Origin of the sequence: Chryseobacterium sp. MYb7 (assembly GCF_002979455.1) — a bacterium.
Lineage (GTDB): Bacteria > Bacteroidota > Bacteroidia > Flavobacteriales > Weeksellaceae > Chryseobacterium.
The window spans coordinates 58,948-83,570 of the sequence record NZ_PCOU01000010.1 but is presented as its reverse complement, the minus strand read 5'-3'; the positions used below and the strand labels follow the sequence as shown (position 1 = coordinate 83,570).

Genomic DNA, 24,623 nt, shown 5'->3' with positions numbered 1-24,623 from the left:
TATAATGCTAATTTAGGTTGATAACTTTAGGTGAATAAGGAGTTAATAAATATCCTTTTGCTAATTCAATAAATTCATTTTCCTGTTGCTGAGCCCATTCTTCAGAATATCCTTTTTCTTCAGCAATGATTCTTGCTACGTTATGAGCACTGTCTATAGCAGCTCTTGCATCAAGAAACAGTAAACGTACTCTTCTGGCCAGAATATCTTCAATAGTTTCTGCCATTTCTGTTCTTACAGCCCATACAACTTCTGCTACAGTGAAAGGATGATCAGGGTGGATTTTTTGCGCATAACGGGGATTGCTTTCCTGCAATGCTTTTATAGCGGGGATATCAGATCCGTAAACGTACAGGTGATTGGTTCTGTCTACCTGTTCTGGTTTTACATTTCCATGAATGGAAAGATGTTCTGTTTTAGATGGATTGTTACCCAACCTGTGGACTTTCATCGCTTCGTCTACTGTATCTTCGGCCATTTTACGGTATGTTGTCCATTTTCCTCCGATAATAGAAACTAATCCGGTTTCTGAAGTAATCACTTTATGGCTTCGGGAAACCTCTTTTGTACTTTTGCTTCCGTCTTTAGGAGCGGCAAGTGGACGAAGGCCTGCGAAAACTGATTTTACATCTTCACGAGTTGGTTTCTTAGATAGATATTGTCTGGCGGTATTTAAAACAAAACTAATTTCTTCTTCTAAAGCACGAGGTTCGAAACTTTCATCCTTTAAAAGAGTATCCGTAGTTCCTACTAAAGCTCTGTCGTGCCATGGAACGACAAATAAAACCCTGCCGTCTGAAGTTTTAGGAATCATGATGGCGTCATCACTTTTCAGGAAAGATTTATCTAATACAAGGTGAATTCCCTGGCTTGGTACAACTAATTTACCATGCTTGGGGTTATTCATATTAAGAATGTCATTCGTAAATACACCGGTGGCGTTGATGACTACTTTACCATGAATCTGATATTGCTGCTTAGAAATCTGATCTTCTGCAACCACCCCTATTACTTTATCAGAGTCATCTTTCAAAAGGTTGATTACCTTTACATAATTAACAGCACTTCCGCCTTTCTCAATAATCGTTTGGGTAAGATTAATCGCAAGTCTGGCATCGTCAAATTGTCCGTCCTGGTAAACAACACCGCTCATTAAGTGGTTTTGTTCAATAGTAGGAAGCTTTTCAACGGTTTTTGATTTGCTGATGTATCTTGTTTTTCCTAAACTTAGTTTTCCGGCAAGGAAATCGTAAACAGACAGCCCTATTTTGTAGTAGATTCCTCCCCACCATGTGTAGTTCGGAATAATGAAAGACTGGTTTTTTACGATATGTGCTGCATTTTTTGCTAAGAGTCCTCTTTCTTTTAATGCTTCTTTTACCAATCCGACATCTCCCTGAGCGAGATATCTAACTCCACCATGTACCAACTTGGTACTTCTGCTGGATGTTGCTTTTGCAAAGTCATGAGATTCAAGCAATAATGTTTTGAATCCTCTGCTTACCGCGTCTAATGCTGAACCTAAACCACTGGCTCCTCCTCCTATGACAATAAAGTCCCATTCTTTTACATTGGTTAACTTACTGAGTTCTTCGTTTCGTTTCATAAATGTTTCGTTTATGTTTCGTTTTCAAATATATAAATTAAAAATGAAAGCAAAAAGAAAATAAATGAAATTTTAAGATGTGAAAAAAAATCGGTATTTTTGATGAAACGAATAAAATGGAAAAGCTACTACCAAGGCAGGATGAAATACTGAAAGAGCTTGAGGAAAAAGGACATGTGCTTGTTCAGGATCTGTGTGAGAAGCTTAGCGTTTCTTCGGTTACGATCCGAAAGGATCTGAACTATCTCGAAAGTCTGGGACTTCTTTTCAGAAACCACGGAGGAGCGAGTAAGCAGGTAAGATATGCCTATGAGAAAAATGTAGGGGAGAAAGAAAGTATCAATGTGGAGGCAAAGCAGGCTATTGCAAAAGCGGCTTTGTCATTGATTCAGGAAAATGACTGTATTATATTGGCATCCGGAACTACAATGCATTATCTGGCAAGAATGCTGGTGAATTTTGGGCCTCTTACAGTATTGACATCTTCTTTGAGGGTGGCTATTGAACTTTGCAATAATCCTAATATTAATATCATACAGTTGGGAGGAGAGGTACGAAAAAGCTCTACTTCTATTGTAGGATCTATTTCCGAAGGAATTCTTAAACAGTTTTCATGCAATAAACTTTTTCTAGGTGTAGATGGCATTGATCCTGAATTCGGAATCAGTACCTCCAATGCAGCAGAAGCTCACCTTAATCAGATTATGATGGAATGCGCTGATCAGACTGTTATTCTTGCTGATTCTTCTAAATTAAATAAAAAAGGTTTTGGGAAAATTGCAGCGTTAGACCAGGTAGATTACCTAATTACTGATCATGGTATTTCCATTGAAGACAGGGCTGAGCTGGAGGAATTGGGAGTGAATGTTTTGTCTCAATAATGCTTTCATCTTAATTTATTTTTCAAAATCAAAATAAATCTTTGGGAAATCTGGTCTGGATTTTTTCAAAATCACCTAATTGATTAAAAATCAAAATATTTTACCCGAAATATTTGTCAGTTATAAAATTATTCATAAATTTGCACACTCATTTTAGGAGCGTAGTATGCCTATATCAAAAGTAGAAATTACTTCAGACTTCCAAAAAATGGTGATAAATAAAGGATAAATTTTATTATAATATAAACAATGTCAGGTATTATTGGTAAAAAAATCGGTATGACGTCTTTGTTTAACGAAGAAGGGAAAAACATTCCTTGTACAGTTATTCAAGCTGGTCCATGCTCGATTTTACAGGTCAGAACCTTAGAAAAAGACGGTTATACAGCTGTTCAATTAGGTTTCGATGACAAGAGTGAGAAGAACGTTGGTAAAGCGTTAGCTGGTCATTTTAAAAAGGCTGGTTCTGCTCCTAAAGCTAAATTAGTAGAATTCCACGATGGATTTACTGAAGCAAAAGTAGGAGAGGTAGTAAGTGTTGATCTATTCATCGAAGGTGAGTATGTAGATGTAACAGGAACTTCAAAAGGTAAAGGCTTCCAGGGTGTTGTTAAAAGACACGGATTTGGAGGTGTAATGCAGGCAACTCATGGTCAGCACAACAGACTTAGAGCTCCAGGTTCTATCGGTGCTGGTTCAGACCCTTCAAGAGTATTCAAAGGGATGAGAATGGCTGGAAGAATGGGAGGTGAGCAGGTAACTGTTCAAAACCTTCAAGTGTTAAAAGTTGATCAAGAACAAAATCTTTTAGTAGTAAAAGGTGCTGTTCCGGGAGCTAAAAATTCTTATGTAATTATCAGAAAATGGAACTAGTAGTATTAAATACATCAGGAAAAGAGACCGGAAGAAAAGTAACTCTAGACGAAACAGTATTCGGAATTGAGCCAAATCAGCACGCGGTTTACTTAGAAGTTAAACAGTACCTTGCTGCACAAAGACAAGGGACTCATAAAGCAAAAGAAAGAAGCGAAATTACTGCTTCTACTAAAAAGCTTAAGAAGCAAAAAGGATCTGGATCTGCTAGATATGGTGATATTAAATCTCCAACTTTCAGAGGTGGAGGTAGAGTATTTGGACCAAAACCAAGAGACTACAGATTCAAATTGAACAAAGCTCTTAAGAGATTGGCGAAGAAATCTGTTTTATCTCAGAAAATGAGAGACAACAGCATCAGAGTTTTAGAAGATATGAGCTTAAATGCTCCTAAGACTAAAGATTTCATTACTTTATTGGATGCATTAGCATTGAACGGTAAAAAATCTTTATTCATTCTTCCTGAAGCTAACAAGAATGTGTATTTATCTTCAAGAAACTTACCTAAAACTAAAGTAATGAACTTCAACGAAGTTAGCTCTTACGATTTAGTAAATGCAGGTGAAGTTGTATTCTTTGAAGGTGCAGTTGAAAAATTCCAGGAAAATTTAAAGAAATAAGTCATGTCTATTATTATTAAACCAGTTATTTCAGAAAAGGCTAATTACCTTACAGATTTAAGAGGTTCTTATTCTTTCTTAGTTGAACCTAAGGCGAATAAAATCCAGATTAAAAAAGCTGTTGAAGCAGCTTACGGTGTAAAAGTAGCAGACGTTAACACAATGATTTATGCTCCGAAGGTTTCTTCAAAATACACTAAAAAAGGTCTTCAAGTAGGAAAGACAAACAAATTGAAAAAAGCGGTAATTAAACTTGTTGAAGGTGAGGTTATCGATATTTTTGCTGTAAATTAATTATTAATTATAAATAATAGTAATGTCTGTTAGAAAATTAAAACCTATCACCCCGGGACAGAGATTCAGAATTGTAAACAATTTTGAAGAAATTACTACCAACAAACCAGAGAAATCTCTAACAGTTGGTATTAGTAAGTCAGGTGGACGTAACCAAACTGGTAAAATGACCATGCGTTACACCGGAGGTGGACACAAAAAGAAATACAGAATTATTGACTTCAAAAGAAACAAAGCAAACGTTGAAGCAACTGTAAAAACTGTAGAGTATGATCCAAACAGAACTGCATTTATCGCTTTATTAGAGTATGCTGATGGAGAGAAGAGATATATCATCGCTCCAAACGGTATCAAAGTTGATCAGAAGGTAGTATCAGGAGAAAGCGTTGAACCAAACGTAGGTAACGCAATGAAATTGAAAAACATTCCATTGGGTACTGTAATCTCTTGTGTTGAAATGAAGCCTGGACAAGGTGCTATTTTAGCAAGAAGTGCTGGTTCTTCAGCTCAATTAACTTCTAGAGATGGTAAATATGCAATCATCAAATTGCCTTCAGGAGAATCAAGAATGATCCTTACTGAATGTATGGCAATGATTGGATCTGTTTCTAACTCGGATCACCAATTAACTGTATCAGGTAAGGCTGGTAGAAGCAGATGGTTAGGTAGAAGACCTAGAACAAGAGCAGTTGTAATGAACCCGGTAGATCACCCAATGGGAGGTGGTGAAGGACGTTCTTCAGGAGGTCACCCAAGATCTAGAAACGGTATGCCTGCTAAAGGTTACAAAACCAGAAAGAAAAATAAAGCGTCTAACCGTCATATCATATCTAAACGTAAATAATTATGGCAAGATCACTTAAAAAAGGACCATTCATTCATCATACTTTAGATAAGAAGGTTCAGACAAACATAGAGTCTGGTAAGAAGACAGTTATCAAAACTTGGTCTAGAGCATCAATGATCTCTCCAGACTTCGTAGGACAAACTATTGCAGTACACAACGGGAAATCTTTTATCCCTGTTTATGTTACAGAAAACATGGTTGGTCACAAGCTAGGCGAATTTTCTCCAACAAGATCTTTCAGAGGTCATGGTGGTAACAAAAACAAAGGAAGCAGATAATCATGGGATCAAGAAAAAGAGAAAGTGCATTAGCACGTAAATTGACAAACCAAGATGTAGTAAAAGCAATACACAATGATTGCCCATCTTCTCCAAGAAAAATGAGATTAGTTGCTGATATCATTAGAGGAGAGCAAGTTGACAAAGCTTTATACATTCTAAAATATTCTAAAAAAGACGCATCTAACAAGTTAGAAAAAGTATTGCTTTCAGCAATGGCTAACTGGCAGACTAAAAACGAAGGTGCTGATATTGAAGAAGCTAATCTTATCGTTAAAGAAATTTTTGTAGACAGTGCAAGACAATTGAAGAGACTAAGACCAGCTCCACAAGGTAGAGGGTATAGAATCAGAAAAAGATCAAACCACATTACATTAATCTTAGGTAAAAAAGAAAATTAATCAAGGTATGGGACAGAAGACAAATCCAATTGGTAATAGATTAGGTATCATCAGAGGATGGGATTCTAACTGGTTTGGTGGAAACGATTATGGAGACAGAATCGCTGAAGACTACAAAATCAGAAGATACCTTGAGGCTAGATTATCTAAAGGTGGTATTTCAAAAATCTATATTGAAAGAACACTTAAATTAGTAACAGTTACAATCACTACTGCTAGACCGGGACTTATCATCGGTAAAGGAGGTCAGGAAGTTGATAAATTGAAAGAAGAATTGAAGAAACTTACAGGTAAGGATATTCAAATCAACATTTTCGAAATCAAAAGACCTGAATTAGATGCTGTACTAGTTGCTGATAGTATTTCTAAGCAAATTGAAAACAGAATTTCTTACAGAAGAGCTGTTAAAATGGCAATGGCAAGTACTATGAGAATGGGTGCTGAAGGTATCAAAGTTCAAATCTCTGGTAGATTGAACGGAGCTGAGATGGCAAGATCAGAATCTTTCAAAGAAGGAAGAATTCCATTGTCAACTTTCAGAGCTGATATCGATTACCACTGGGCAGAAGCTCACACTACTTACGGTAGACTAGGTGTAAAAGTTTGGATTATGAAAGGTGAAGTTTACGGTAAAAGAGAACTTTCTCCATTAGTAGGACAACAGAAAAAAGGAGGTCAGTCAGACAGAGGAAACAGAGGAGGAGACAGAGACAACAGAAGACCTAGAAAAAACAACAACAATAACAATAATAATTAAAATTTTAGATTAGAAATTTTGAATTTTAAATTACCGTTACTTTTTTAAAATTAAAAAAAATCTAAAATCTAAAATCTAAAATCTAAAATTTAGAAATTATGTTACAACCAAAAAGAACCAAATTCCGTAGAGTTCACAAGATGAAGATGAAGGGGAATGCCCAAAGAGGTAGTCAACTTGCTTACGGAACTTTTGGGATCAAAGCAACGGAAGGAGCTTGGATCACTGCAAGACAGATTGAAGCGGCTCGTATCGCTGCGACAAGATATATGAAGAGAGAAGGTCAACTATGGATCAAAATCTTCCCAGATAAGCCAATTACTAAAAAACCAGCGGAAGTACGTATGGGTAAAGGTAAGGGTGCTGTTGAATATTGGGTAGCTGTAGTAAAACCAGGTAAGATTATGTTCGAAATCGGAGGTGTACCTTACGATATCGCTAAGGAAGCTTTAAGACTTGCTGCACAAAAATTACCAGTAGTTACTAAATTCATCGTTGCTAACGATTTTGTTAAACCTCTATAATCTTTGAATACAATGAAAAATGCTGATATTAAAAATTTAAGCGCGGGTGATATTCAAGCTCAATTAACTGAAGCAAAAGCTCAATATTCTAAATTGAAATTGGCTCATGCAATCAGCCCAATTGAAAACCCGATTCAAATCAGAGATTTGAGAAAGACAATCGCAAGACTAAACACTGAGTTAACTAACAAACAATAATTTCATTTTACAATGGATAGAAATTTAAGAAAAGAAAGAATCGGAGTGGTTTCCAGCAATAAAATGGAAAAAACTATTGTTGTTAGTGAAACTACAAGAGTAAAGCACCCGATGTACGGTAAATTCGTTTTGAAAACGAAAAAATATACTGCACACGACGAGAACAACGAATGCACAGAAGGTGATACAGTTCTTATCCAAGAAACTAGACCTTTGAGCAAGAGCAAGAGATGGAGATTAGTAAGAATCATTGAAAAAGCTAAGTAATAATGTTACAAACAGAATCAAGATTAAAAGTTGCTGATAACACAGGTGCTAAAGAAGTACTAGTTATTAGAGTTCTGGGAGGAACCAGAAGAAGATATGCTTCAGTTGGTGATAAAATCGTTGTTACTATCAAGGATTCTACACCATCAGGAAACGCTAAAAAAGGTCAGGTATCTAAAGCTGTAGTAGTAAGAACTAAAAAAGCAGTAAGAAGAAAAGATGGTTCATACATCAAATTCGACGACAATGCTTGTGTATTACTAAACGCAGCGGGAGAAATGAGAGGAACGCGTGTTTTCGGACCAGTTGCTCGTGAGTTGAGAGACAAAGAATATATGAAAATCATTTCATTAGCTCCTGAAGTACTTTAATTTTAAAAATTTTTAAAAGAAATGTCAAAGTTAAAAATAAAAAGAGGAGATAACGTAATCATTACTACTGGTAAGAAAGATATCAAAGGTAAGACTGGTGAAGTTATTGAAGTGATCAAGAAAGAAGGTAGAGACCCAAGAGTAATCGTTGCAGGACTTAACATCATCAAAAAACACGTTAAGCCTTCAGCTTCTAATCCTCAAGGAGGAATTACTGAAAAGGAAGCTTCTATTCATATCTCAAACGTAGCTTTAGTTGGTAAAGACGGAAAAGCTATTAAAATCGGTTACAAAATCGAAGGAGATAAGAAAGTAAGAATTAACAAAAAAACGGGTGAAACTTTATAATTTGAATTAACATGGAATTTATAGCAAGACCCAAAAAAATATACAAAGAGACAATTGTTCCTGCAATGATGGAAGAATTCGGGTACAAGTCAATCATGCAAGTACCTAGATTAGAGAAAATCGTTGTATCACAAGGTTTAGGAGACGCTACTGCAGATAAGAAAATTATCGATTATGCTGTAGAAGAACTTACAAACATCACAGGTCAGAAAGCAGTAGGTACGATCTCTAAGAAAGACGAAGCTGCATTCAAACTTAGAAAAGGAATGCCTGTAGGTGCAAAAGTAACCTTGAGAGCTCAGAGAATGTATGAGTTCTTAGACAGACTTACTTCTTCTGCTTTACCACGTATCAGAGATTTCTCTGGTATCAAAGCAGATGGTTTCGATGGTAGAGGTAACTACAACTTAGGTATTACTGAGCAAATTATCTTCCCTGAAATCGTAATTGACAAAGTGAAAAAAATCCAAGGGATGGACATCACTTTCGTTACTACTGCGAAAACAGATAAAGAAGCTAAAGCATTATTAACTCACTTCGGTTTACCATTTAAAAAGAACTAAGAAATGGCTAAAGAATCAATGAAAGCGCGTGAGCGCAAAAGAGAAGCACTAGTTGCTAAATACGCTGCTAAAAGACAAGCTCTTAAAGAAGCAGGTGATTACGAAGGACTTCAAAAATTGCCTAAAAATGCTTCTCCTGTAAGATTACACAACAGATGTAAACTAACAGGTAGACCAAGAGGATACATGAGAACGTTCGGTATTTCCAGAGTAACTTTCAGAGAAATGGCAAACAACGGTCTTATCCCAGGTGTAAGAAAAGCTAGTTGGTAATAATTACTAATTAAAAATCGGGACAATTAAGTTGTCAAGATACTAAAGAATAAAAATATCAGACCGAAGATTTCTGACGTCTGATATTTTAATCTTCAAGTCTTTTCAATACTGATTGTTCTTTAACCAATAATTTATAAAAGAAAAATGGTAACAGATCCAATTTCAGATTTCCTAACAAGAGTAAGGAACGCACAAAGCGCAGGCCACAAAGTGGTGGAAATTCCTGCATCGAAAATCAAAAAGGAGATTACTAAGATCCTATTTGATCAAGGGTATATCTTAAACTTCAAGTTTGAAGATAACGCTGTTCAAGGAGTGATCAAAATCGCTTTAAAGTACGATAAGCAAACCAACAAACCAGCTATCAAGTCTATCCAAAGAGCTTCTAGACCAGGTTTGAGACAGTACAAAGGTTCTACTGAACTTCCAAGAGTATTAAACGGTTTGGGTATTTCTATCATCTCTACTTCTAAAGGAGTAATGACTGACAAGAAAGCTAGAGAAGAGAAAGTAGGCGGTGAAGTAATCTGCTATGTTTATTAATTTTTAATCAGAGGAAAATGTCAAGAATTGGTAAAGCAATTATAACAATTCCAGCTGGAGTTACAATCACTGAAAATAACGGTGTAGTAACTGTAAAAGGAGCAAAAGGAGAACTTTCTCAAGAGCTTACAGCAGGAATTACTTTAGAACAAAAAGATGGTGAACTTAACGTAAACAGACCATCTGATTCTAAACAACACAAAGCACTTCACGGTTTATACAGAGCGTTAATCGCCAACATGATCGTAGGTGTAAATGAAGGTTTCGAAAAGAAACTAGAACTAGTAGGGGTAGGATACAGAGCTTCTCACACAGGTCAAAAACTTGAGTTAGCTTTAGGATTCTCTCACGGTATCGTATTAGAACTTCCAGGTGAAGTAAAAGTTGATACATTGACTGAAAAAGGTAAAAACCCAATTATTACTTTAACGTCTCACGACAAGCAACTTCTAGGAATGGTTACTGCAAAGATCCGTTCTTTCAGAAAGCCTGAGCCATACAAAGGAAAAGGTGTGAAATTCGTAGGAGAAATTGTTAGACGTAAAGCTGGTAAATCTGCTTAATAAATTATAAGTATTATGGCATTAAGTAAATTAGAAAAAAGAATAAGAATCAAAAGAAGAGTAAGAGGGAAAATCTCTGGATCTTCTGAATTGCCAAGATTATCTGTATATAAAAGTAATAAGGAAATTTACGCTCAGTTAATCGACGATAAAAATGGTAAAACTTTAGCATCAGCTTCTTCTAGAGAAAAAGGTGTAGACGCTAAAGGTACTAAGACTGAAGTTTCTGCTGCTGTTGGTAAAGCTATTGCTGCTAAGGCTATCGCTGCAGGAATCGAAAGTATTGTATTTGACAGAAACGGATTCGTATACCACGGTAGAGTAAAAGCTCTAGCTGATGGTGCAAGAGAAGGTGGACTTAAATTCTAATCATTAAATTTCGGAAAATATGTTAGGACTAGATAATATAGAAAGAGTAAAACCGGGAGGATTAGAATTAAAAGATCGTCTCGTAGCTGTTAACAGAGTAACAAAAGTAACAAAAGGAGGTAGAGCTTTCGGATTTTCTGCTATTGTTGTAGTGGGTAACGAAGAAGGTGTTATCGGTTTCGGTTTAGGAAAATCTAAAGAGGTTGCTTCTGCAATTGCTAAAGCAGTTGAAGACGCAAAGAAAAACCTTGTTAAAGTTCCTGTAATGAACCACACTATCCCTCACCAAACTACTGCTAGATACGGTGGTGCAGATATCTTCTTAAGACCTGCTTCTCACGGTACAGGACTTATCGCCGGTGGTGCGGTAAGAGCGGTATTGGAATCTGCTGGTATTCACGATATCCTTTCAAAATCTAAAGGATCTTCTAACCCTCACAACGTTGTGAAAGCTACTTTCAAAGCGTTATTAGACATCAGAAGACCTGAAGAAATCGCTAGAATGAGAGGAGTTTCTCTAAGTAAAGTGTTTAACGGTTAATATATAAAACAATGGCAACAATTAAAGTAAAGCAGGTAAGAAGCGCTATTGGTAGAACAAAAACCCAAAAGAGAACGCTTGAAGCATTAGGATTAAAAAAACTTCACCAAGTTGTAGAACATGAAGCTACTCCTTCCATCTTAGGAATGATCGCTGCTGTAGGACACTTACTTGAAGTTCAAAAATAATTTTATAAAAGAGAAATTAAAATGAATTTAAATAACATACAACCTGCTGCAGGATCTACTTTCAACTCAAAAAGAATTGGTAGAGGTCAAGGTAGCGGAAAAGGAGGTACTTCAACAAAGGGTCACAAAGGTCAGAAAGCTAGAGCTGGTTATTCTCAAAAAATCGGTTTCGAAGGTGGACAGATGCCTTTACAAAGAAGATTACCTAAATTCGGATTCAAAAACGTAAATAGAAAAGAGTTTAGAGGAGTTAACCTTGATACTATTCAAACTTTAATCGAGAACAAATCCATCACGGGAGAAATCACGAAAGAAGTTTTAGTAGCAAACGGGATAGTTTCTAAAAACGAACTAGTGAAAATTATGGGTAGAGGAGAATTGAAATCTGCGGTTTCAATCTCTGCTGACAAATTCACTAAGTCTGCTGAAGAGCTTATTGCTAAAGCAGGTGGAAAAGCAATTACCTTATAATACTTACTAATGAAAGAATTTATACAAACACTTAAAAATATATGGAGCCTAAAGGAATTAAGAGATAAAATTCTCTTTACGTTAGGTATTATCCTTGTGTATAGATTCGCATCTTATATCTCACTTCCTGCAATTAATCTTGCAGAGGTGGGAGATCTCTTAGAGCATTATAAAAATCAAGGCGGTAACAAGCAAGGAGCAGGTCTCCTTGGCTTGCTTTCGTCTTTTACGGGGGGGGCTTTCAGCCACGCTTCCGTAATGGCGTTAGGTATCATGCCTTATATTTCTGCTTCTATTATTGTTCAGTTGATGGGAATGGCTATTCCTTATCTTCAGAAGCTTCAGAAAGATGGAGAGTCAGGTAGAAATACATTGAACCAAATTACAAGATGGTTAACGATTGGAGTTTGTCTGGTACAGGCACCTTCTTACTTAACTTCTATTACTCAATTATTCTTACCGTATGCTCAGTTCCAGTCTGCATACTTTGTAGAGCCAAATTCTATCATGTTCTGGTTGCCAAGTATTGTTATCTTGGTTGCTGGTTCAGTATTCGCAATGTGGTTAGGTGAAAAAATTACCGACAAAGGTATCGGAAACGGTATCTCTATCCTTATTATGGTGGGGATCCTTTCAAGATTACCGGAAGCATTCGTTCAGGAAATGGCCGTGCAGAATGGAAAAGGAGGAATGGGATCTATCATGATCCTTATTGAAGTATTATTCTGGATGGTGGTTGTTCTTTTAGCAGTGATCTTATCAGTTGCTGTCAGAAAAATCCCAATTCAGTATGTAAGCAGAGCTCAAGCAAGAGGAGGTGTAAACAGAAATCTTATGCAGGGAGCAAGACAATGGATTCCATTGAAAGTAAATGCTGCTGGTGTAATGCCGATTATCTTTGCTCAGGCATTGATGTTCGTACCAGGATTATTAACAAAATTCGATGAGTCTAATACTTTTCTTGCAGGTTTCAAGAATGTTTTTAGCTGGCAGTACAATGTATTGTTTGCACTATTAATTATTATCTTCTCGTTTTTCTATACTGCAATTACAATTCCGGTAAACCAAATGGCTGATGATTTGAAGAGAAATGGAGGTTTAGTACCGAAAGTAAGACCAGGAAAAGAGACAGCTGATTATTTAGATGATATTTTATCAAAAATTACCTTGCCAGGTGCAATATTTTTGTCTATCTTTGCAATCCTTCCAGCAATTGTGCATGGAACCTTTGTTCAGACAGATGCGTTTGCCCTATTTTTCGGGGGAACGTCACTATTAATTATGGTGGGTGTAATTTTAGATACAGTTCAACAGATTAATACATATCTGCTGAACCATCATTATGATGGCTTAATGCAGTCTAAATTATCAAGAACGACTGGATATTAATTTATGGCAAAACAAAAACATATTGAACAAGACGGCGTTATAACGGAAGCACTTTCGAACGCTCAGTTCCGTGTAGAACTAGAAAATGGGCATATTCTTATCGCTCATATTTCTGGTAAAATGAGAATGCATTATATTAAACTTTTACCTGGTGATAAGGTAAAACTAGAAATGTCTCCTTATGACTTATCAAAAGGGAGAATCACATTTAGATATTAAACAAACGCCAAATGGAATCCACGGATCTCCATTTGGCTCTTGTTAAAAAATAAATACTATCAAAATGAAAGTAAGAGCATCAATTAAAAAAAGAAGCGCTGATTGCAAAATCGTACGCAGAAAAGGTGTACTGTTCGTAATCAACAAGAAGAACCCAAAATTTAAACAAAGACAAGGTTAATTAAATTATGGCGAGAATTGCAGGTATTGATTTACCAAAAAACAAAAGAGGAGTTATCGGTTTAACTTACATTTATGGTGTTGGAAGAAGTACTTCTTCTGAAATCCTTAAAGCTGCCGGTATCAGCGAAGACAAAAAAGTCAACGAATGGAATGACGATGAATTGGCTGCAATCAGAACTTATATCTTAGACAACGTAAAAGTTGAAGGAGAATTAAGATCTGAAGTGCAATTGAACATTAAGAGATTAATGGACATAGGATGCCAACGAGGAATACGTCACAGACTTGGATTACCTTTAAGAGGCCAGAGAACGAAAAACAACTCTAGAACCAGAAAAGGAAAGAGAAAAACTGTTGCTAACAAGAAAAAAGCTAGTAAATAATCGTTAGGAATTATGGCAAAACAAACTAAAGTAGTTAAGAAGAGAAAAGTAAAAGTTGAAGCTATTGGAGAAGCGCATATTCAAGCTTCTTTCAATAACATCATCATTTCTTTAACAAATAAAAACGGAGAGGTTATCTCTTGGGCTTCTGCCGGTAAAATGGGATTCAGAGGTTCTAAAAAGAATACTCCATTTGCTGCTCAGATGGCAGCTGAAAATTGCTCTGCTGTAGCTCACGAAGCTGGTTTAAGAAGAGTAAAGGTGTTTGTGAAAGGTCCAGGTGCAGGTAGAGAATCTGCTATCAGATCTATCCACAATTCAGGAATTGAAGTTAGCGAGATCGTTGATGTGACTCCAATGCCACACAACGGATGTAGACCACCAAAAAGAAGAAGAGTTTAATTTTTAGAATTTACCCATTATGGCAAGATATATTGGACCTAAAACTAAGATTGCTAGAAAGTTTGGTGCTGCAATCTACGGAGATGATAAAAACTTCGAAAAGAGAAAAAACCAACCGCCAGGACAACACGGTCCTAACAAAAGAAGAGGTGCTAAAAAATCAGAATATGCAGTTCAGTTAGCTGAAAAACAAAAAGCTAAATATACTTACGGTATTTTAGAAAGACAGTTTGCTAACTTATTTGAAAAAGCACACAGAAGCAAAGGAGTAACAGGGGAAGTTCTATTACAACTTTGTGAATCAAGATTGGATAACGTAGTTTACAGATTAGGTTTTGCTAAAACTAGATCTGGTGCTAGACAATTAGTTTCTCACAGACACATCACTGTGAACGGAGAGATTCTTAATATCCCTTCTTACTTGGTAAAAGCTGGTGATGTAATCGCCGTAAGAGAAAAGTCTAAGTCTCTTGATGTTGTTACCAATGCATTGGCTTCTAAGTCAAACTATGAGTGGTTACAATTCAACGATGAGAAGAAAGAAGGTACCTTCATTTCTGCTCCTGAAAGAATCCAAATTCCGGAGGACATTAAGGAGAACCTTATCGTCGAACTTTACTCTAAATAATTTTTTAATCAAATTTTTGCTCAACCCAATAATATGGCAATTTTACAATTCATAAAACCCGATAAAGTAATTTTACTTAACTCTGATGAATTTAAAGGTCAATTTGAATTCAGACCTTTAGAACCAGGTTTCGGGCTTACAATCGGTAATGCTTTGAGAAGAGTGTTGCTTTCTTCTCTGGAAGGATACGCTATTTCATCTATCAAAATAGAAGGTGTAGAGCACGAATTTTCAACTATTCCAGGAGTAATCGAAGACGTTACCGAAATTATTCTTAACCTTAAGCAGGTAAGATTAAAAGCTGCAGCAGAAGGCCAGGCTAACGAGCAGGTTGTTGCTAAAGTTTCAGGTCAAACGGTTATTACTGCTGGTGATTTAGGTAAGTCTGTCAATGGATTTGAGGTTTTAAACCCAGATCTAGTGATTTGCAACCTAAACAGTGATGTAACTTTCGAAATTACTTTCAATATTGAAAAAGGAAGGGGGTATGTTCCTTCTGAACAAAATAAGTCAAACAATGCTCCTGTAGGAACTATTGCTATCGACTCTATTTTCACGCCGATCAAGAAAGTACAATACAGCATTGAAAATTATCGTGTAGAGCAAAAAACAGACTACGAAAAACTTGTATTAGATATAGAAACTGACGGGTCTATAAGCCCTCAGAATGCTTTAACTGAAGCTTCAAAGATATTAATTTATCACTTCATGCTATTCTCTGATGAGAGAATCACACTTGAAACTGAAGCTGTAAAAGCATCTATCCAATACGATGAAGAAACACTTCACACAAGACAACTTCTTAAGTCTAAATTAGCAGATATGGATCTTTCAGTAAGAGCCCTTAACTGTCTTAAAGCAGCTGAAGTAGAAACTCTTGGAGAACTGGTTTCTTACAGTAAGTCTGATTTGATGAAATTCAGAAATTTTGGTAAAAAATCTTTGACAGAACTAGAAGAATTAGTGCATTCAAAAGGTCTTAACTTCGGTTTCGACGTTGCAAAATATAAGTTAGACGCTGATAAATAATTAATAATGAGACACGGTAAAAAATTCAATCACTTAGGAAGAACAGCTTCTCACAGAAGTGCTTTACTTTCTAATATGGCTTGTTCTCTAATTGAGCATAAAAGAATCAACACTACTGTAGCTAAAGCTAAAGCTTTAAGAGTATATGTTGAGCCTCTATTAACAAAAGCAAAAGAAGATACTACACACAACAGAAGAGTAGTATTCTCTTACCTTCAAAATAAATTTGCGGTTGCTGAATTATTCAGAACTGTAGCTCCTAAAATCGCTGAAAGAAACGGTGGTTATACAAGAATCATTAAGACAGGTTTCAGACCAGGTGATGCTGCTGATATGGCTCTTATCGAATTAGTAGATTTCAACGAGCTTTACAACCCTAATGCTGAAGAGAAAAAAGCTACAAGAAGAAGCAGAAGATCTACACCAGCTAAAGCAGCAGTTGTTGCTGATGCTCCTGTAGTAGAAGAAAAAGTAGAAGAAGCTAAAGCTGATACTACTGAAGAAAAAACTGAAGAATAGTAATATTCATTTAGATATTGAAAAAAACCATCCGAAATACGGATGGTTTTTTTTATTTCGTTAACGTTTAATTAATATATTTAGAATAACTTTGAGGGTTTAAAAAAATCTTGAGCATGATCATCTTAAAAGATAAGTTAGGAAAAACAATTTCCGGGGAGAGCATTAGCTTTATAGAGACTCCCAATAAAGAGGGAATTATTATTCCGGAATACATTATCATTCATTTTACTGCGGGACGGGGAGCTGAAAATTCGATAAACTGGTTTAAAGATCCTACAGCAAAAGCTTCAGCACATATTATTATAGATAGTGATGGCAGGATTACCCAAATGGTGGAATTTAACAAGAAGGCCTGGCATGCGGGAAGAAGCCGATGGGCAGACCGTTCAGGGTTCAATGATTTTTCTATTGGTATTGAACTCGAAAATCCGGGAAGGCTTACCAAAGTAAATGAAAGATTTTATGCATGGTTTGAAAAAGAATATTCAAAAGATGTTGTTGTAACCGCCAAGCACAAACATGAAAAGGAAACTTCTTATTGGCATAGTTTTACAGAAAAACAATTAGACACGTGTTTTCAGGTTTGCAAACTGTTGATGGAAACTTATAATATCAAAAATATCCTTGGCCATGATGATATCGCTCCCTTCAGGAAAAATGATCCGGGGCCTGCTTTTCCAATGGATAATTTCAGAGCAAAGCTATTAGGAAGAGAAGATGATACAGCTGATATGTATAAAGTAAATGCCGAATATGCAAATGTAAGAAATGGGGCGGGAAGTGAATTTGAAGCCATCGTAGAGCTTAAAAAAGATACCCAGGTTGAATTCATTCAAAGTAAGCTGGGTTGGTTCTATGTATATGTTTTATTTAAGCCAGGGAAAGATGGGGAGCCAATATATGGTTGGATCAATAGTGATTTGTTGAAAAAGATATAATACTTATAAAAATAAAATGTCCCTCAACATTGAGGGACATTACTATTTTAAATTTTTGTTCTTTTCAGTTCAATAACATTATTACCCTGTTCAAGGTGAAGGCTGTCTCCTTTTACCCTTGCGGTCATATCATCTTTCTTGTAAATTGTTTCGTCACTTTTGGTTTCTGTCTTAGGCAATGTAAATGTTTTCTTATTGCTTGTAATAGCTACTGTATTTTCTTTAGGATCGTTTTTGAATACCACTTTTACTAAAGTTCCGTCTGTGGCTTTATAAACAAAATCTGTCTTTACAGTTTTCTTCCCGTTGATGTCTACTGTTGAAGAACTTTCTGTCACAGAATCTATTTTTCCGTTGTTGTCTGTCACTACAGTTGTTGAGCTGTCTGTTTTGATAACGCTTTTGTTTCCGCTTTCACTTTTTTTACAACTCACAGCTGATAATGTAAGTACAGCACCAAGTGCTAAAAGACCTTTTTTCATGATTATATTATTTGATATTTATTATGATTTTTATTCTTTAATTTTTACAAAAATCATGCCTGACAAGATGAGAAATTTCTGTCAATATTGAAATATAATTCTCTTCTTTTTCTGCTTAAATAAAGTAATTTCCTATGAACAGAATTTTCAGCTTGATTGAGATTATTTTTCTTTTAAATTGAAATCCTTTAAGTATTTGTTCCTCAAAATGAGTTTTTCTGCATGTAAAACTGATTTTTCAAATAATAGATTGCCATTTATTTACCGTTTATTTTATTATGTTATTATTAATTTAAATTAATATGCATTTTGGAATGAAAAATTGATTAAATTTAATAGAAATAAAAAACTAAACCATAATTATTAAACTCGATTGTCAATATTACACAAAGGTGTAATTGATTTCAATTTGTTTTCTGTTGAAATTTGCTACAAACAAACAAAGTCATGAGCATTTCCATAGCCATAGTAGAAGATGAAAAAAACTACAACAATGCGTTGAAGAAAGTCATCAATTACCAACAGGATATGAAGGTAATTGCTCAGTTCTTTGATGGAAATGATGCCATGCAAAATCTTCCCGATATTTCTCCGGATGTGGTGATGATGGATATTCAGCTGCAAGATATGCTGGGAATAGAAATCATAGAAAAACTACGAAAAGAAATGCCCAATACACAATTCATCATGTGTACCAGCTTCGATGATGATGAGAAGATCTTTAATTCTTTAAAAGCCGGTGCAATGGGATATCTCGTAAAAGGAGAAAGCATGGATAAAATTCTTTCTTCCATCCGGGATGTATATCACGGTGGTGCTCCAATGAGTTTTTCAATTGCCCGTAGAGTTCTCAAGCATTTTGAAAGAAATCTTACAGAAATCAAAGGTTTCGATGAACTCACAGAACGTGAGAAAGAAGTTCTTGAGCTTCTTTCAGAGGGACTTCTTTATAAGGAAATAGCGGATAAAAAATGTATCAGTATTGATACCGTTAAAAAGCATGTTGGAAATATCTACAGAAAACTTCACGTAAACAATAAAGTGGAGGCGATCAATAAATTTAACAATTTTAAAAACTAAGAAATTATGGAGACATTAGAGTTAAAAAATCCCGAATTTGGGACAGAGGCTATTGGAAACAAACTTGCAGATCTGGTTTCGTTAAGAAAAGAAAGAACTAACCCATTAGTTGCAGCAGGACATATGGATCATGATATAGGAATCATGTTTATGTTTCAGGCGAAAAAAGGTGTTTTAAGCAACTCCGGAGCTGCATCAAAATTGGTAAATCCGTTTCTGAACAGCTATTCGGTAGATATCAGTACTTTTGAAACGTTATTCAACACCTTCAGTCCGCAGGGAAAAGGGATTAAATTTGAGTTTATCTTCATTAGCCAGCAGGATTATATTAAGTATACGGGCAGTACGAATGTTTCTACTGGAGCAACCGAATTTCTATACTTTGTCGCTACACCATTGGATCATAATGATAGCGCTATGGGACATTATATTATCTTTAATTTGGGGCATAAGTTTGAAGCAAGTATGGATTTCATTAGCCCTGAAGAAAGACGAACCCTGCATGATAACTATCTCTCCTCACAATTTTATAGTAATATGAATGCTTACAGGGCTCCATTGATGCAGGCAGAAGGGATATACTATACCTGGGCGGATATCAATAAAATACTGAATGAAAGAAATATAGACGGCCGCCTTTACAAAGAAGTCCAGTTTTTTCTTGGTGAAGTGATAGAGCTTGACATCATCAGAGAGTATTTTAGAGACAATCCTTATTATATTTTCGATGATGTGGCATATGCTGCAGCCTATGGCGGAAATGAAAAACGACTTACCACAATTGGAAAATACCTGCCGGATGACCTTGTCGGGAAAGAAGTATTCTTCGATATGGGCTCACTATATCCATAAAATGCTCATTCAGATTATCTACATATCAATACTCTTTATAGATACTATAAAGTCGATGGTTTTAGCTGGAAAGAAAGGTCTTTCCAGCCAAAACTATTTTACAATATACTTATTCCTTTCTTTATGTCTTGAGCTTTATGGACACTATAAAATATATGTTCAGGAATTTGACTTTGCTTATCTCTTCAATTACTACAGTATTTTTCTTATTATATTTTTCAACAGATACTATGCAAGAATCTTTCCTCAAAAACTCAAAATATTCTTTCTGTATGTCCTGATTGCAATATTAGCCTATGTTGCCCTGTTTGTAAAGTTTTACAGTGAAAACTATGAAAACACATTAGGAATATTAGTTTGCTTTTATTTTATCATTAACGCACTGGTTTGGTTTTATATCAGACTGAAAAACTTTGACGAAATAAAAATATTTAATGACCCACATTTCTGGGTATCCTGTGGATTACTTTTTTGGAGTATTTTTTTTATTTTCAGATCAATCCCTATGTTTTTTCTTCAGGATAATGATCCGGGTTTTTTGCAAATTTTAAAAACCATGCAGTATTGCGTTAATATCATCATGTATGGAATGTTCTATATTGCCTTAAAGAATTTCGAGAATAGCGGAAAATAAAAACACAATATGAAACAATTGCCGGATACAATAAGGTTGGCTTACATTATTGCAGTTATTCTGTTAATAACTTTTGTTATTTTCATTGTTTTAATCGTTGTTTTATATAACAAGAAACAGCTTTTTTTCATTCAGCAGCAACAGCTCAAAGAAGCCGAGTATCAAAATCAGCTCCTTCAGAAAGAACTCGAAAAACAAAAAATTCTGGAGCAGGAGAGGGAACGTATTTCTCACGATATGCATGATGACCTCGGTGCAGGAATTTCCGCATTAAAACTTCAGGCAGAATTTATAAAACAAAAAGCATCAGATGATGATCTGCAAAACGATATTGATGAACTTCTGAAAACTTCCGAAGAAATGAATATTTCTATGCGTGAAATGCTTTGGAGCCTGAATTCCGGAAATGATACACTGGGCAGCTTCATTGATTATGCCATACTCTATACCGGAAACTTCCTAAAGAAAACAAAAATAGTACTGCATTCTGAATGTGAAAATATCATTACTGAAACACCAGTTTCTACAGAAATGAGGCGTAATCTATTTCTCTGTTTAAAAGAAGCTGTTAATAATGTATACAAACACAGCCATGCCAATACCTTAAAGCTTTCATTTTCACAGGAAAAAAATAACTTTTCCATGAGGATTGCTGATAATGGAAAAGGAATTCAGGATGAACAGCCAAAAGGAAACGGCCTGCGGAATATGAAACGAAGAATGAATGAATTGTCTGGAGAATGTACTGTTGTATCCGAAAATCTCGGAACCTGTCTGGTTTTTAAAATAATAGTATAAATAAATTACCCCTTTGTGTAATTTACTGATATGCTTTTTAGAGGGAAATTTGATATATAAAATTAAAAGCCATGAAAACTCTTATTAACGATAGTATTGGAGATTTAGAAGCTGCTTTAAAAAACAACAGTGATCTTCAGGAGAAGTTCAAAACAAATCCTATAGAAGCCATTAAAAATGTAGAAATAAGAAATCCGAAAGATACGGACTATTGGATCTACAGGATTATTGTACTTATGCTCGGGCTGGCAGTAATTAGTATTATAGCAGGACTTATTCTCATTGCTTACTGGAATGATGGCTCCTCGAAAGACAATCAACTGGTAACGATTTTTGCAACCATTTCATCAGGAGCTATAGGGGCTTTAGCCGGCCTTCTGTCTCCTACACCCAGAAAATAATAATAGCTTCATATAATTGTATAGAAACTCACTTTTTAAGGTGGGTTTTTTATTTATGATTTTCTCTTTTTAAATCCCTGATCTGCCACCCGGAAATTGTGGAATTATCATAATATAAATTAACTAAAATTTAACTTGGATTTATCTCAAAAAAATCCCTCGAAATACCCCTAAAAGTTAAATTTTGATTAAATTTGTCTAAACTAAAAAAAATAAAAAATGAGTGCAATTTCTTACATAGAAGCAAGACAGATTTTAGATTCCAGAGGTAACCCTACCATCGAAGTAGATGTATTTACAGAAAGCGGAGCAATGGGCCGCGCAGCTGTACCTTCAGGAGCATCTACAGGAGAACACGAAGCAGTAGAATTACGTGACGGTGGTTCAGAATACCAGGGAAAAGGAGTTCTGAAAGCTGTTGAAAATGTAAAAGAAGTAATTGCAGAGAATTTAGTAGGACAGCCGGTTTTCGAACAAAATTATATTGATCAGATTATGATCGATCTAGACGGAACGGCAAACAAAGGAAATCTTGGGGCTAATGCTATTCTTGGTGTTTCTTTGGCAGTAGCGAGAGCTGCAGCTGCAGAATTGGGAATGCCTCTATACAAATATGTAGGTGGTGTGAACGCCAACACACTTCCTGTTCCAATGATGAATGTAATCAATGGTGGATCTCACTCAGATGCTCCTATCGCATTCCAGGAATTCATGGTTATGCCGGTAAAAGCAGATTCTTTCTCTCATGCATTGAGAAAAGGAACTGAAATTTTCCACAACCTGAAATCTATTCTTCATTCAAGAGGTTTATCTACTGCAGTAGGTGATGAAGGTGGTTTTGCTCCAACTTTCAAAGGAACTGAAGATGCTTTGGATACATTACTTCAGGCGATCGAAAAAGCAGGATATAAGCCTGGTGACGATATTATGTTAGCACTTGACTGTGCGGCTTCTGAATTCTATAAAGACGGAATTTATGATTACAGAAAATTCCAGACTCCGGATGCAGCTCAGTTTTCGAGCAGCGAGCAGGTTTCTTACCTTGCTGAACTGGCTGCAAAATACCCAATCATTTCTATTGAAGATGGTATGCAGGAAAATGACTGGGAAGGTTGGAAAATGTTAACAGATAAAATTGGTGACAGAGTACAGCTTGTAGGTGATGATTTATTTGTAACCAATGTAGAAAGACTATCAAGAGGAGTAAAAGAAAATATTGCCAACTCTATCCTTGTAAAAGTAAACCAGATTGGTTCTCTTTCTGAAACAATGGCTGCAGTACAAATGGCTCAGAACAACAAATTCACTTCAGTAATGTCTCACAGATCAGGAGAAACTGAAGATTCTACAATTGCTGATTTAGCAGTAGCAATGAACTGTGGACAAATCAAAACAGGTTCAGCTTCAAGATCAGACAGAATGGCAAAATACAACCAGCTATTAAGAATTGAAGAAGCTCTTGGTGAAACTGCAATTTTCCCAGGACTGGAAGCATTTAAGATAAAAAGATAATTGAATTTATAAATAACGGCAAGCGATAATTTTTGTTTGCCGTATTTTATGGAAAGTGGTATATTTAAAAAAAATAAATAAATAATGTCAGACAACAAAGTAATATTGAATTACGCAGGTAATTCATATGAATATCCAATCGTGGATAGTACTATCGGAGACAGAGGGATTGATATTTCAAAATTAAGAGACCAGACAGGTTTGATCACTCTGGATTTAGGTTACAAAAATACGGGAGCTACTATTAGCGACATCACTTACTTAGACGGAGATCAGGGAGAATTACTTTACAGAGGTTATCCAATCGAGCAGATTGCTGAAAAATCTAACTTTACTGAAGTAATGTATCTTTTATTACATGGAGAATTACCTAATCAGGATGAGTTTGCTTCATTCGACAACAATATTAAAAAATATAACTTCATCGCAGACGAAATGAAAAAAATCATTGATGTTTTTCCTCGTTCTGCTCACCCTATGGGAGTTTTATCTTCTATGACATCTGCATTAACCGCTTTCAACCCGAAAGCAGTGAACGTAAACTCTAAAGAAGAAATGGATCATGCTGCTGAGCTTATGATCGCTAAGTTCTCTCACCTTTGTGCTTGGACGTACAGAAAAACTCAAGGTTTACCATTAAACCATGGTGATAACAACCTAAACTACGTAGAAAACTTCTACAAAATGGCATTCAGATTACCAAACGTTGATTTCGAGATGGATCCGGTAGTTGTAAATGCTTTAGATAAATTATTAATCCTTCACGCAGATCATGAACAAAACTGTTCTACTTCTACAGTAAGAATGGTAGGTTCTGCTCACACAGGTCTTTTCGCTTCTATCTCTGCTGGAGTATCTGCACTTTGGGGACCACTTCACGGTGGTGCTAACCAGGCTGTAATCGAAATGCTTGAGCTTATCGAGAAAGATGGTGGTGACGTATCTAAATATGTTGCTAAAGCAAAAGATAAAAATGATAGCTTCCGTCTGATGGGATTCGGACACAGAGTGTACAAAAACTTCGACCCAAGAGCGAAGATTATCAAGAAAGCTGCTGATGATATCCTTAAATCATTAGGAATCCAGGATAAAGCTCTTGATATTGCAATGCAGTTAGAAAGAGTAGCACTTGAAGATGAGTACTTCATTGAAAGAAAACTATATCCAAACGTGGATTTCTATTCAGGAATCATCTACAGAGCGTTAGGAATTCCTACAGAAATGTTTACCGTAATGTTTGCATTAGGAAGACTTCCAGGATGGATTTCTCAATGGAAAGAAATGAGAATGAAAGGAGACCCAATCGGAAGACCAAGACAGGTTTACCAAGGTGCTCAGGAAAGAAACTACATCGACATCGCAAGCAGATAATATTTGCTTATACCATAAAAG

39 protein-coding genes are annotated in these 24,623 nt (G+C 35.8%); 37 read left to right on the top strand and 2 right to left on the bottom strand.

Going from position 1 to position 24,623, the window contains the following annotated elements; translation table 11 throughout:
* Positions 1–7: 7 nt before the first annotated feature.
* The gene (locus CQ046_RS10225) at positions 8–1,606 is read right to left on the bottom strand and encodes a glycerol-3-phosphate dehydrogenase/oxidase (RefSeq protein ID WP_105702148.1); all 1,599 of its coding nucleotides are present in this window, start codon (positions 1,604–1,606) and stop codon (positions 8–10) included.
* A 116-nt stretch (positions 1,607–1,722) separates the two neighbouring features.
* Between CQ046_RS10225 and CQ046_RS10220 the strand changes: the two genes are divergently transcribed.
* The 30 genes from CQ046_RS10220 to CQ046_RS10075 all read left to right on the top strand — a co-directional run bounded on the left by CQ046_RS10220 (position 1,723) and on the right by CQ046_RS10075 (position 17,472).
* Positions 1,723–2,487, top strand: coding sequence for a DeoR/GlpR family DNA-binding transcription regulator (locus CQ046_RS10220; protein ID WP_105702147.1), 765 nt, complete (start codon positions 1,723–1,725; stop codon positions 2,485–2,487).
* A 249-nt stretch (positions 2,488–2,736) separates the two neighbouring features.
* Positions 2,737–3,360: a 50S ribosomal protein L3 gene (rplC, locus tag CQ046_RS10215; protein WP_047422405.1), complete on the top strand. Its 624-nt coding sequence runs from the start codon at positions 2,737–2,739 to the stop codon at positions 3,358–3,360.
* Positions 3,351–3,980, top strand: coding sequence for a 50S ribosomal protein L4 (rplD, locus tag CQ046_RS10210; protein WP_105702146.1), 630 nt, complete (start codon positions 3,351–3,353; stop codon positions 3,978–3,980). Before rplC ends, rplD begins: the two co-directional genes overlap by 10 nt.
* A 3-nt stretch (positions 3,981–3,983) precedes the next feature.
* A complete protein-coding gene (gene rplW / locus CQ046_RS10205; RefSeq protein WP_105702145.1) occupies positions 3,984–4,274 on the top strand; it encodes a 50S ribosomal protein L23 in 291 nt (96 codons plus the stop codon).
* A gap of 22 nt (positions 4,275–4,296) precedes the next feature.
* On the top strand, positions 4,297–5,118 hold the full coding sequence (gene rplB / locus CQ046_RS10200) for a 50S ribosomal protein L2 (protein ID WP_047380579.1): 822 nt from the start codon (positions 4,297–4,299) through the stop codon (positions 5,116–5,118).
* A 2-nt stretch (positions 5,119–5,120) separates the two neighbouring features.
* Positions 5,121–5,399 (top strand): 30S ribosomal protein S19, encoded by a 279-nt coding sequence (gene rpsS, locus CQ046_RS10195; RefSeq protein WP_034702850.1) that lies wholly within the window; start codon positions 5,121–5,123, stop codon positions 5,397–5,399.
* A gap of 2 nt (positions 5,400–5,401) precedes the next feature.
* Positions 5,402–5,800 carry a 50S ribosomal protein L22 gene (gene rplV, locus CQ046_RS10190; protein WP_034694674.1) on the top strand — a complete coding sequence of 133 codons (399 nt, stop codon included), beginning with the start codon at positions 5,402–5,404 and terminating at the stop codon, positions 5,798–5,800.
* A gap of 7 nt (positions 5,801–5,807) precedes the next feature.
* Positions 5,808–6,557, top strand: coding sequence for a 30S ribosomal protein S3 (rpsC, locus tag CQ046_RS10185; protein WP_034694675.1), 750 nt, complete (start codon positions 5,808–5,810; stop codon positions 6,555–6,557).
* Positions 6,558–6,655: 98 nt separating this feature from the next.
* Positions 6,656–7,081: a 50S ribosomal protein L16 gene (gene rplP / locus CQ046_RS10180; protein WP_029297776.1), complete on the top strand. Its 426-nt coding sequence runs from the start codon at positions 6,656–6,658 to the stop codon at positions 7,079–7,081.
* A gap of 12 nt (positions 7,082–7,093) precedes the next feature.
* Positions 7,094–7,279 (top strand): 50S ribosomal protein L29, encoded by a 186-nt coding sequence (rpmC, locus tag CQ046_RS10175; protein WP_034694678.1) that lies wholly within the window; start codon positions 7,094–7,096, stop codon positions 7,277–7,279.
* A 12-nt stretch (positions 7,280–7,291) separates the two neighbouring features.
* A complete protein-coding gene (gene rpsQ, locus CQ046_RS10170; RefSeq protein WP_027371715.1) occupies positions 7,292–7,546 on the top strand; it encodes a 30S ribosomal protein S17 in 255 nt (84 codons plus the stop codon).
* 2 nt (positions 7,547–7,548) lie between these two features.
* The gene (gene rplN / locus CQ046_RS10165) at positions 7,549–7,917 is read left to right on the top strand and encodes a 50S ribosomal protein L14 (RefSeq protein WP_002983226.1); all 369 of its coding nucleotides are present in this window, start codon (positions 7,549–7,551) and stop codon (positions 7,915–7,917) included.
* A 21-nt stretch (positions 7,918–7,938) separates the two neighbouring features.
* The gene (gene rplX, locus CQ046_RS10160; RefSeq protein WP_034694681.1) at positions 7,939–8,265 is read left to right on the top strand and encodes a 50S ribosomal protein L24; all 327 of its coding nucleotides are present in this window, start codon (positions 7,939–7,941) and stop codon (positions 8,263–8,265) included.
* Between the two features lie 11 nt (positions 8,266–8,276).
* On the top strand, positions 8,277–8,828 hold the full coding sequence (gene rplE / locus CQ046_RS10155) for a 50S ribosomal protein L5 (RefSeq protein WP_105702144.1): 552 nt from the start codon (positions 8,277–8,279) through the stop codon (positions 8,826–8,828).
* Positions 8,829–8,831: 3 nt separating this feature from the next.
* Positions 8,832–9,101, top strand: a complete 270-nt coding sequence (gene rpsN, locus CQ046_RS10150) for a 30S ribosomal protein S14 (protein ID WP_002983233.1) — start codon at positions 8,832–8,834, stop codon at positions 9,099–9,101.
* A 147-nt stretch (positions 9,102–9,248) separates the two neighbouring features.
* On the top strand, positions 9,249–9,647 hold the full coding sequence (rpsH, locus tag CQ046_RS10145) for a 30S ribosomal protein S8 (protein ID WP_047376575.1): 399 nt from the start codon (positions 9,249–9,251) through the stop codon (positions 9,645–9,647).
* 17 nt (positions 9,648–9,664) lie between these two features.
* On the top strand, positions 9,665–10,210 hold the full coding sequence (gene rplF / locus CQ046_RS10140; protein ID WP_105702143.1) for a 50S ribosomal protein L6: 546 nt from the start codon (positions 9,665–9,667) through the stop codon (positions 10,208–10,210).
* 15 nt (positions 10,211–10,225) lie between these two features.
* Positions 10,226–10,579 (top strand): 50S ribosomal protein L18, encoded by a 354-nt coding sequence (gene rplR, locus CQ046_RS10135; protein WP_034694689.1) that lies wholly within the window; start codon positions 10,226–10,228, stop codon positions 10,577–10,579.
* Between the two features lie 19 nt (positions 10,580–10,598).
* A complete protein-coding gene (rpsE, locus tag CQ046_RS10130) occupies positions 10,599–11,120 on the top strand; it encodes a 30S ribosomal protein S5 (RefSeq protein ID WP_042721505.1) in 522 nt (173 codons plus the stop codon).
* Positions 11,121–11,131: 11 nt separating this feature from the next.
* A complete protein-coding gene (gene rpmD, locus CQ046_RS10125; protein WP_027371710.1) occupies positions 11,132–11,308 on the top strand; it encodes a 50S ribosomal protein L30 in 177 nt (58 codons plus the stop codon).
* A 21-nt stretch (positions 11,309–11,329) separates the two neighbouring features.
* On the top strand, positions 11,330–11,779 hold the full coding sequence (rplO, locus tag CQ046_RS10120; RefSeq protein ID WP_047096813.1) for a 50S ribosomal protein L15: 450 nt from the start codon (positions 11,330–11,332) through the stop codon (positions 11,777–11,779).
* A gap of 9 nt (positions 11,780–11,788) precedes the next feature.
* Positions 11,789–13,168, top strand: a complete 1,380-nt coding sequence (gene secY, locus CQ046_RS10115) for a preprotein translocase subunit SecY (RefSeq protein ID WP_089692682.1) — start codon at positions 11,789–11,791, stop codon at positions 13,166–13,168.
* A gap of 3 nt (positions 13,169–13,171) precedes the next feature.
* On the top strand, positions 13,172–13,387 hold the full coding sequence (gene infA, locus CQ046_RS10110) for a translation initiation factor IF-1 (protein ID WP_027381317.1): 216 nt from the start codon (positions 13,172–13,174) through the stop codon (positions 13,385–13,387).
* A 64-nt stretch (positions 13,388–13,451) separates the two neighbouring features.
* Complete coding sequence (gene rpmJ, locus CQ046_RS10105; protein ID WP_007839480.1) at positions 13,452–13,568, top strand: 50S ribosomal protein L36; 117 nt, start codon at positions 13,452–13,454, stop codon at positions 13,566–13,568.
* A gap of 7 nt (positions 13,569–13,575) precedes the next feature.
* The gene (rpsM, locus tag CQ046_RS10100; protein ID WP_068940272.1) at positions 13,576–13,953 is read left to right on the top strand and encodes a 30S ribosomal protein S13; all 378 of its coding nucleotides are present in this window, start codon (positions 13,576–13,578) and stop codon (positions 13,951–13,953) included.
* A 12-nt stretch (positions 13,954–13,965) separates the two neighbouring features.
* The gene (rpsK, locus tag CQ046_RS10095) at positions 13,966–14,355 is read left to right on the top strand and encodes a 30S ribosomal protein S11 (protein ID WP_034694697.1); all 390 of its coding nucleotides are present in this window, start codon (positions 13,966–13,968) and stop codon (positions 14,353–14,355) included.
* A gap of 19 nt (positions 14,356–14,374) precedes the next feature.
* A complete protein-coding gene (gene rpsD, locus CQ046_RS10090; protein ID WP_105702142.1) occupies positions 14,375–14,983 on the top strand; it encodes a 30S ribosomal protein S4 in 609 nt (202 codons plus the stop codon).
* A gap of 33 nt (positions 14,984–15,016) precedes the next feature.
* Positions 15,017–16,012 carry a DNA-directed RNA polymerase subunit alpha gene (locus tag CQ046_RS10085; RefSeq protein WP_105702141.1) on the top strand — a complete coding sequence of 332 codons (996 nt, stop codon included), beginning with the start codon at positions 15,017–15,019 and terminating at the stop codon, positions 16,010–16,012.
* 6 nt (positions 16,013–16,018) lie between these two features.
* Positions 16,019–16,531: a 50S ribosomal protein L17 gene (gene rplQ, locus CQ046_RS10080; protein WP_105702140.1), complete on the top strand. Its 513-nt coding sequence runs from the start codon at positions 16,019–16,021 to the stop codon at positions 16,529–16,531.
* Positions 16,532–16,647: 116 nt separating this feature from the next.
* Positions 16,648–17,472: an N-acetylmuramoyl-L-alanine amidase gene (locus CQ046_RS10075; protein ID WP_105702139.1), complete on the top strand. Its 825-nt coding sequence runs from the start codon at positions 16,648–16,650 to the stop codon at positions 17,470–17,472.
* 47 nt (positions 17,473–17,519) lie between these two features.
* Here CQ046_RS10075 and CQ046_RS10070 read toward each other — a convergent pair whose 3' ends face one another.
* Positions 17,520–17,954, bottom strand: coding sequence for a hypothetical protein (locus CQ046_RS10070; RefSeq protein WP_105702138.1), 435 nt, complete (start codon positions 17,952–17,954; stop codon positions 17,520–17,522).
* A 447-nt stretch (positions 17,955–18,401) separates the two neighbouring features.
* On the opposite strand from CQ046_RS10070, the gene CQ046_RS10065 reads away from it, so the two are divergent.
* From CQ046_RS10065 to CQ046_RS10035, 7 genes are all read left to right on the top strand, one after another.
* Positions 18,402–19,034, top strand: coding sequence for a response regulator transcription factor (locus CQ046_RS10065; protein WP_105702137.1), 633 nt, complete (start codon positions 18,402–18,404; stop codon positions 19,032–19,034).
* A 6-nt stretch (positions 19,035–19,040) separates the two neighbouring features.
* Positions 19,041–19,886, top strand: a complete 846-nt coding sequence (locus CQ046_RS10060) for a hypothetical protein (protein WP_105702136.1) — start codon at positions 19,041–19,043, stop codon at positions 19,884–19,886.
* Positions 19,795–20,520 carry a hypothetical protein gene (locus tag CQ046_RS10055; protein WP_123906602.1) on the top strand — a complete coding sequence of 242 codons (726 nt, stop codon included), beginning with the start codon at positions 19,795–19,797 and terminating at the stop codon, positions 20,518–20,520. The genes CQ046_RS10060 and CQ046_RS10055 overlap by 92 nt, the downstream gene beginning before the upstream one ends.
* A 9-nt stretch (positions 20,521–20,529) precedes the next feature.
* Complete coding sequence (locus CQ046_RS10050) at positions 20,530–21,318, top strand: sensor histidine kinase (protein ID WP_105702134.1); 789 nt, start codon at positions 20,530–20,532, stop codon at positions 21,316–21,318.
* 71 nt (positions 21,319–21,389) lie between these two features.
* On the top strand, positions 21,390–21,719 hold the full coding sequence (locus CQ046_RS10045; RefSeq protein ID WP_105702133.1) for a hypothetical protein: 330 nt from the start codon (positions 21,390–21,392) through the stop codon (positions 21,717–21,719).
* Between the two features lie 219 nt (positions 21,720–21,938).
* Positions 21,939–23,231 (top strand): phosphopyruvate hydratase, encoded by a 1,293-nt coding sequence (gene eno, locus CQ046_RS10040; protein ID WP_105702132.1) that lies wholly within the window; start codon positions 21,939–21,941, stop codon positions 23,229–23,231.
* A gap of 84 nt (positions 23,232–23,315) precedes the next feature.
* Complete coding sequence (locus CQ046_RS10035; protein WP_105702131.1) at positions 23,316–24,602, top strand: citrate synthase; 1,287 nt, start codon at positions 23,316–23,318, stop codon at positions 24,600–24,602.
* The last annotated feature ends 21 nt before the right edge of the window (positions 24,603–24,623 follow it).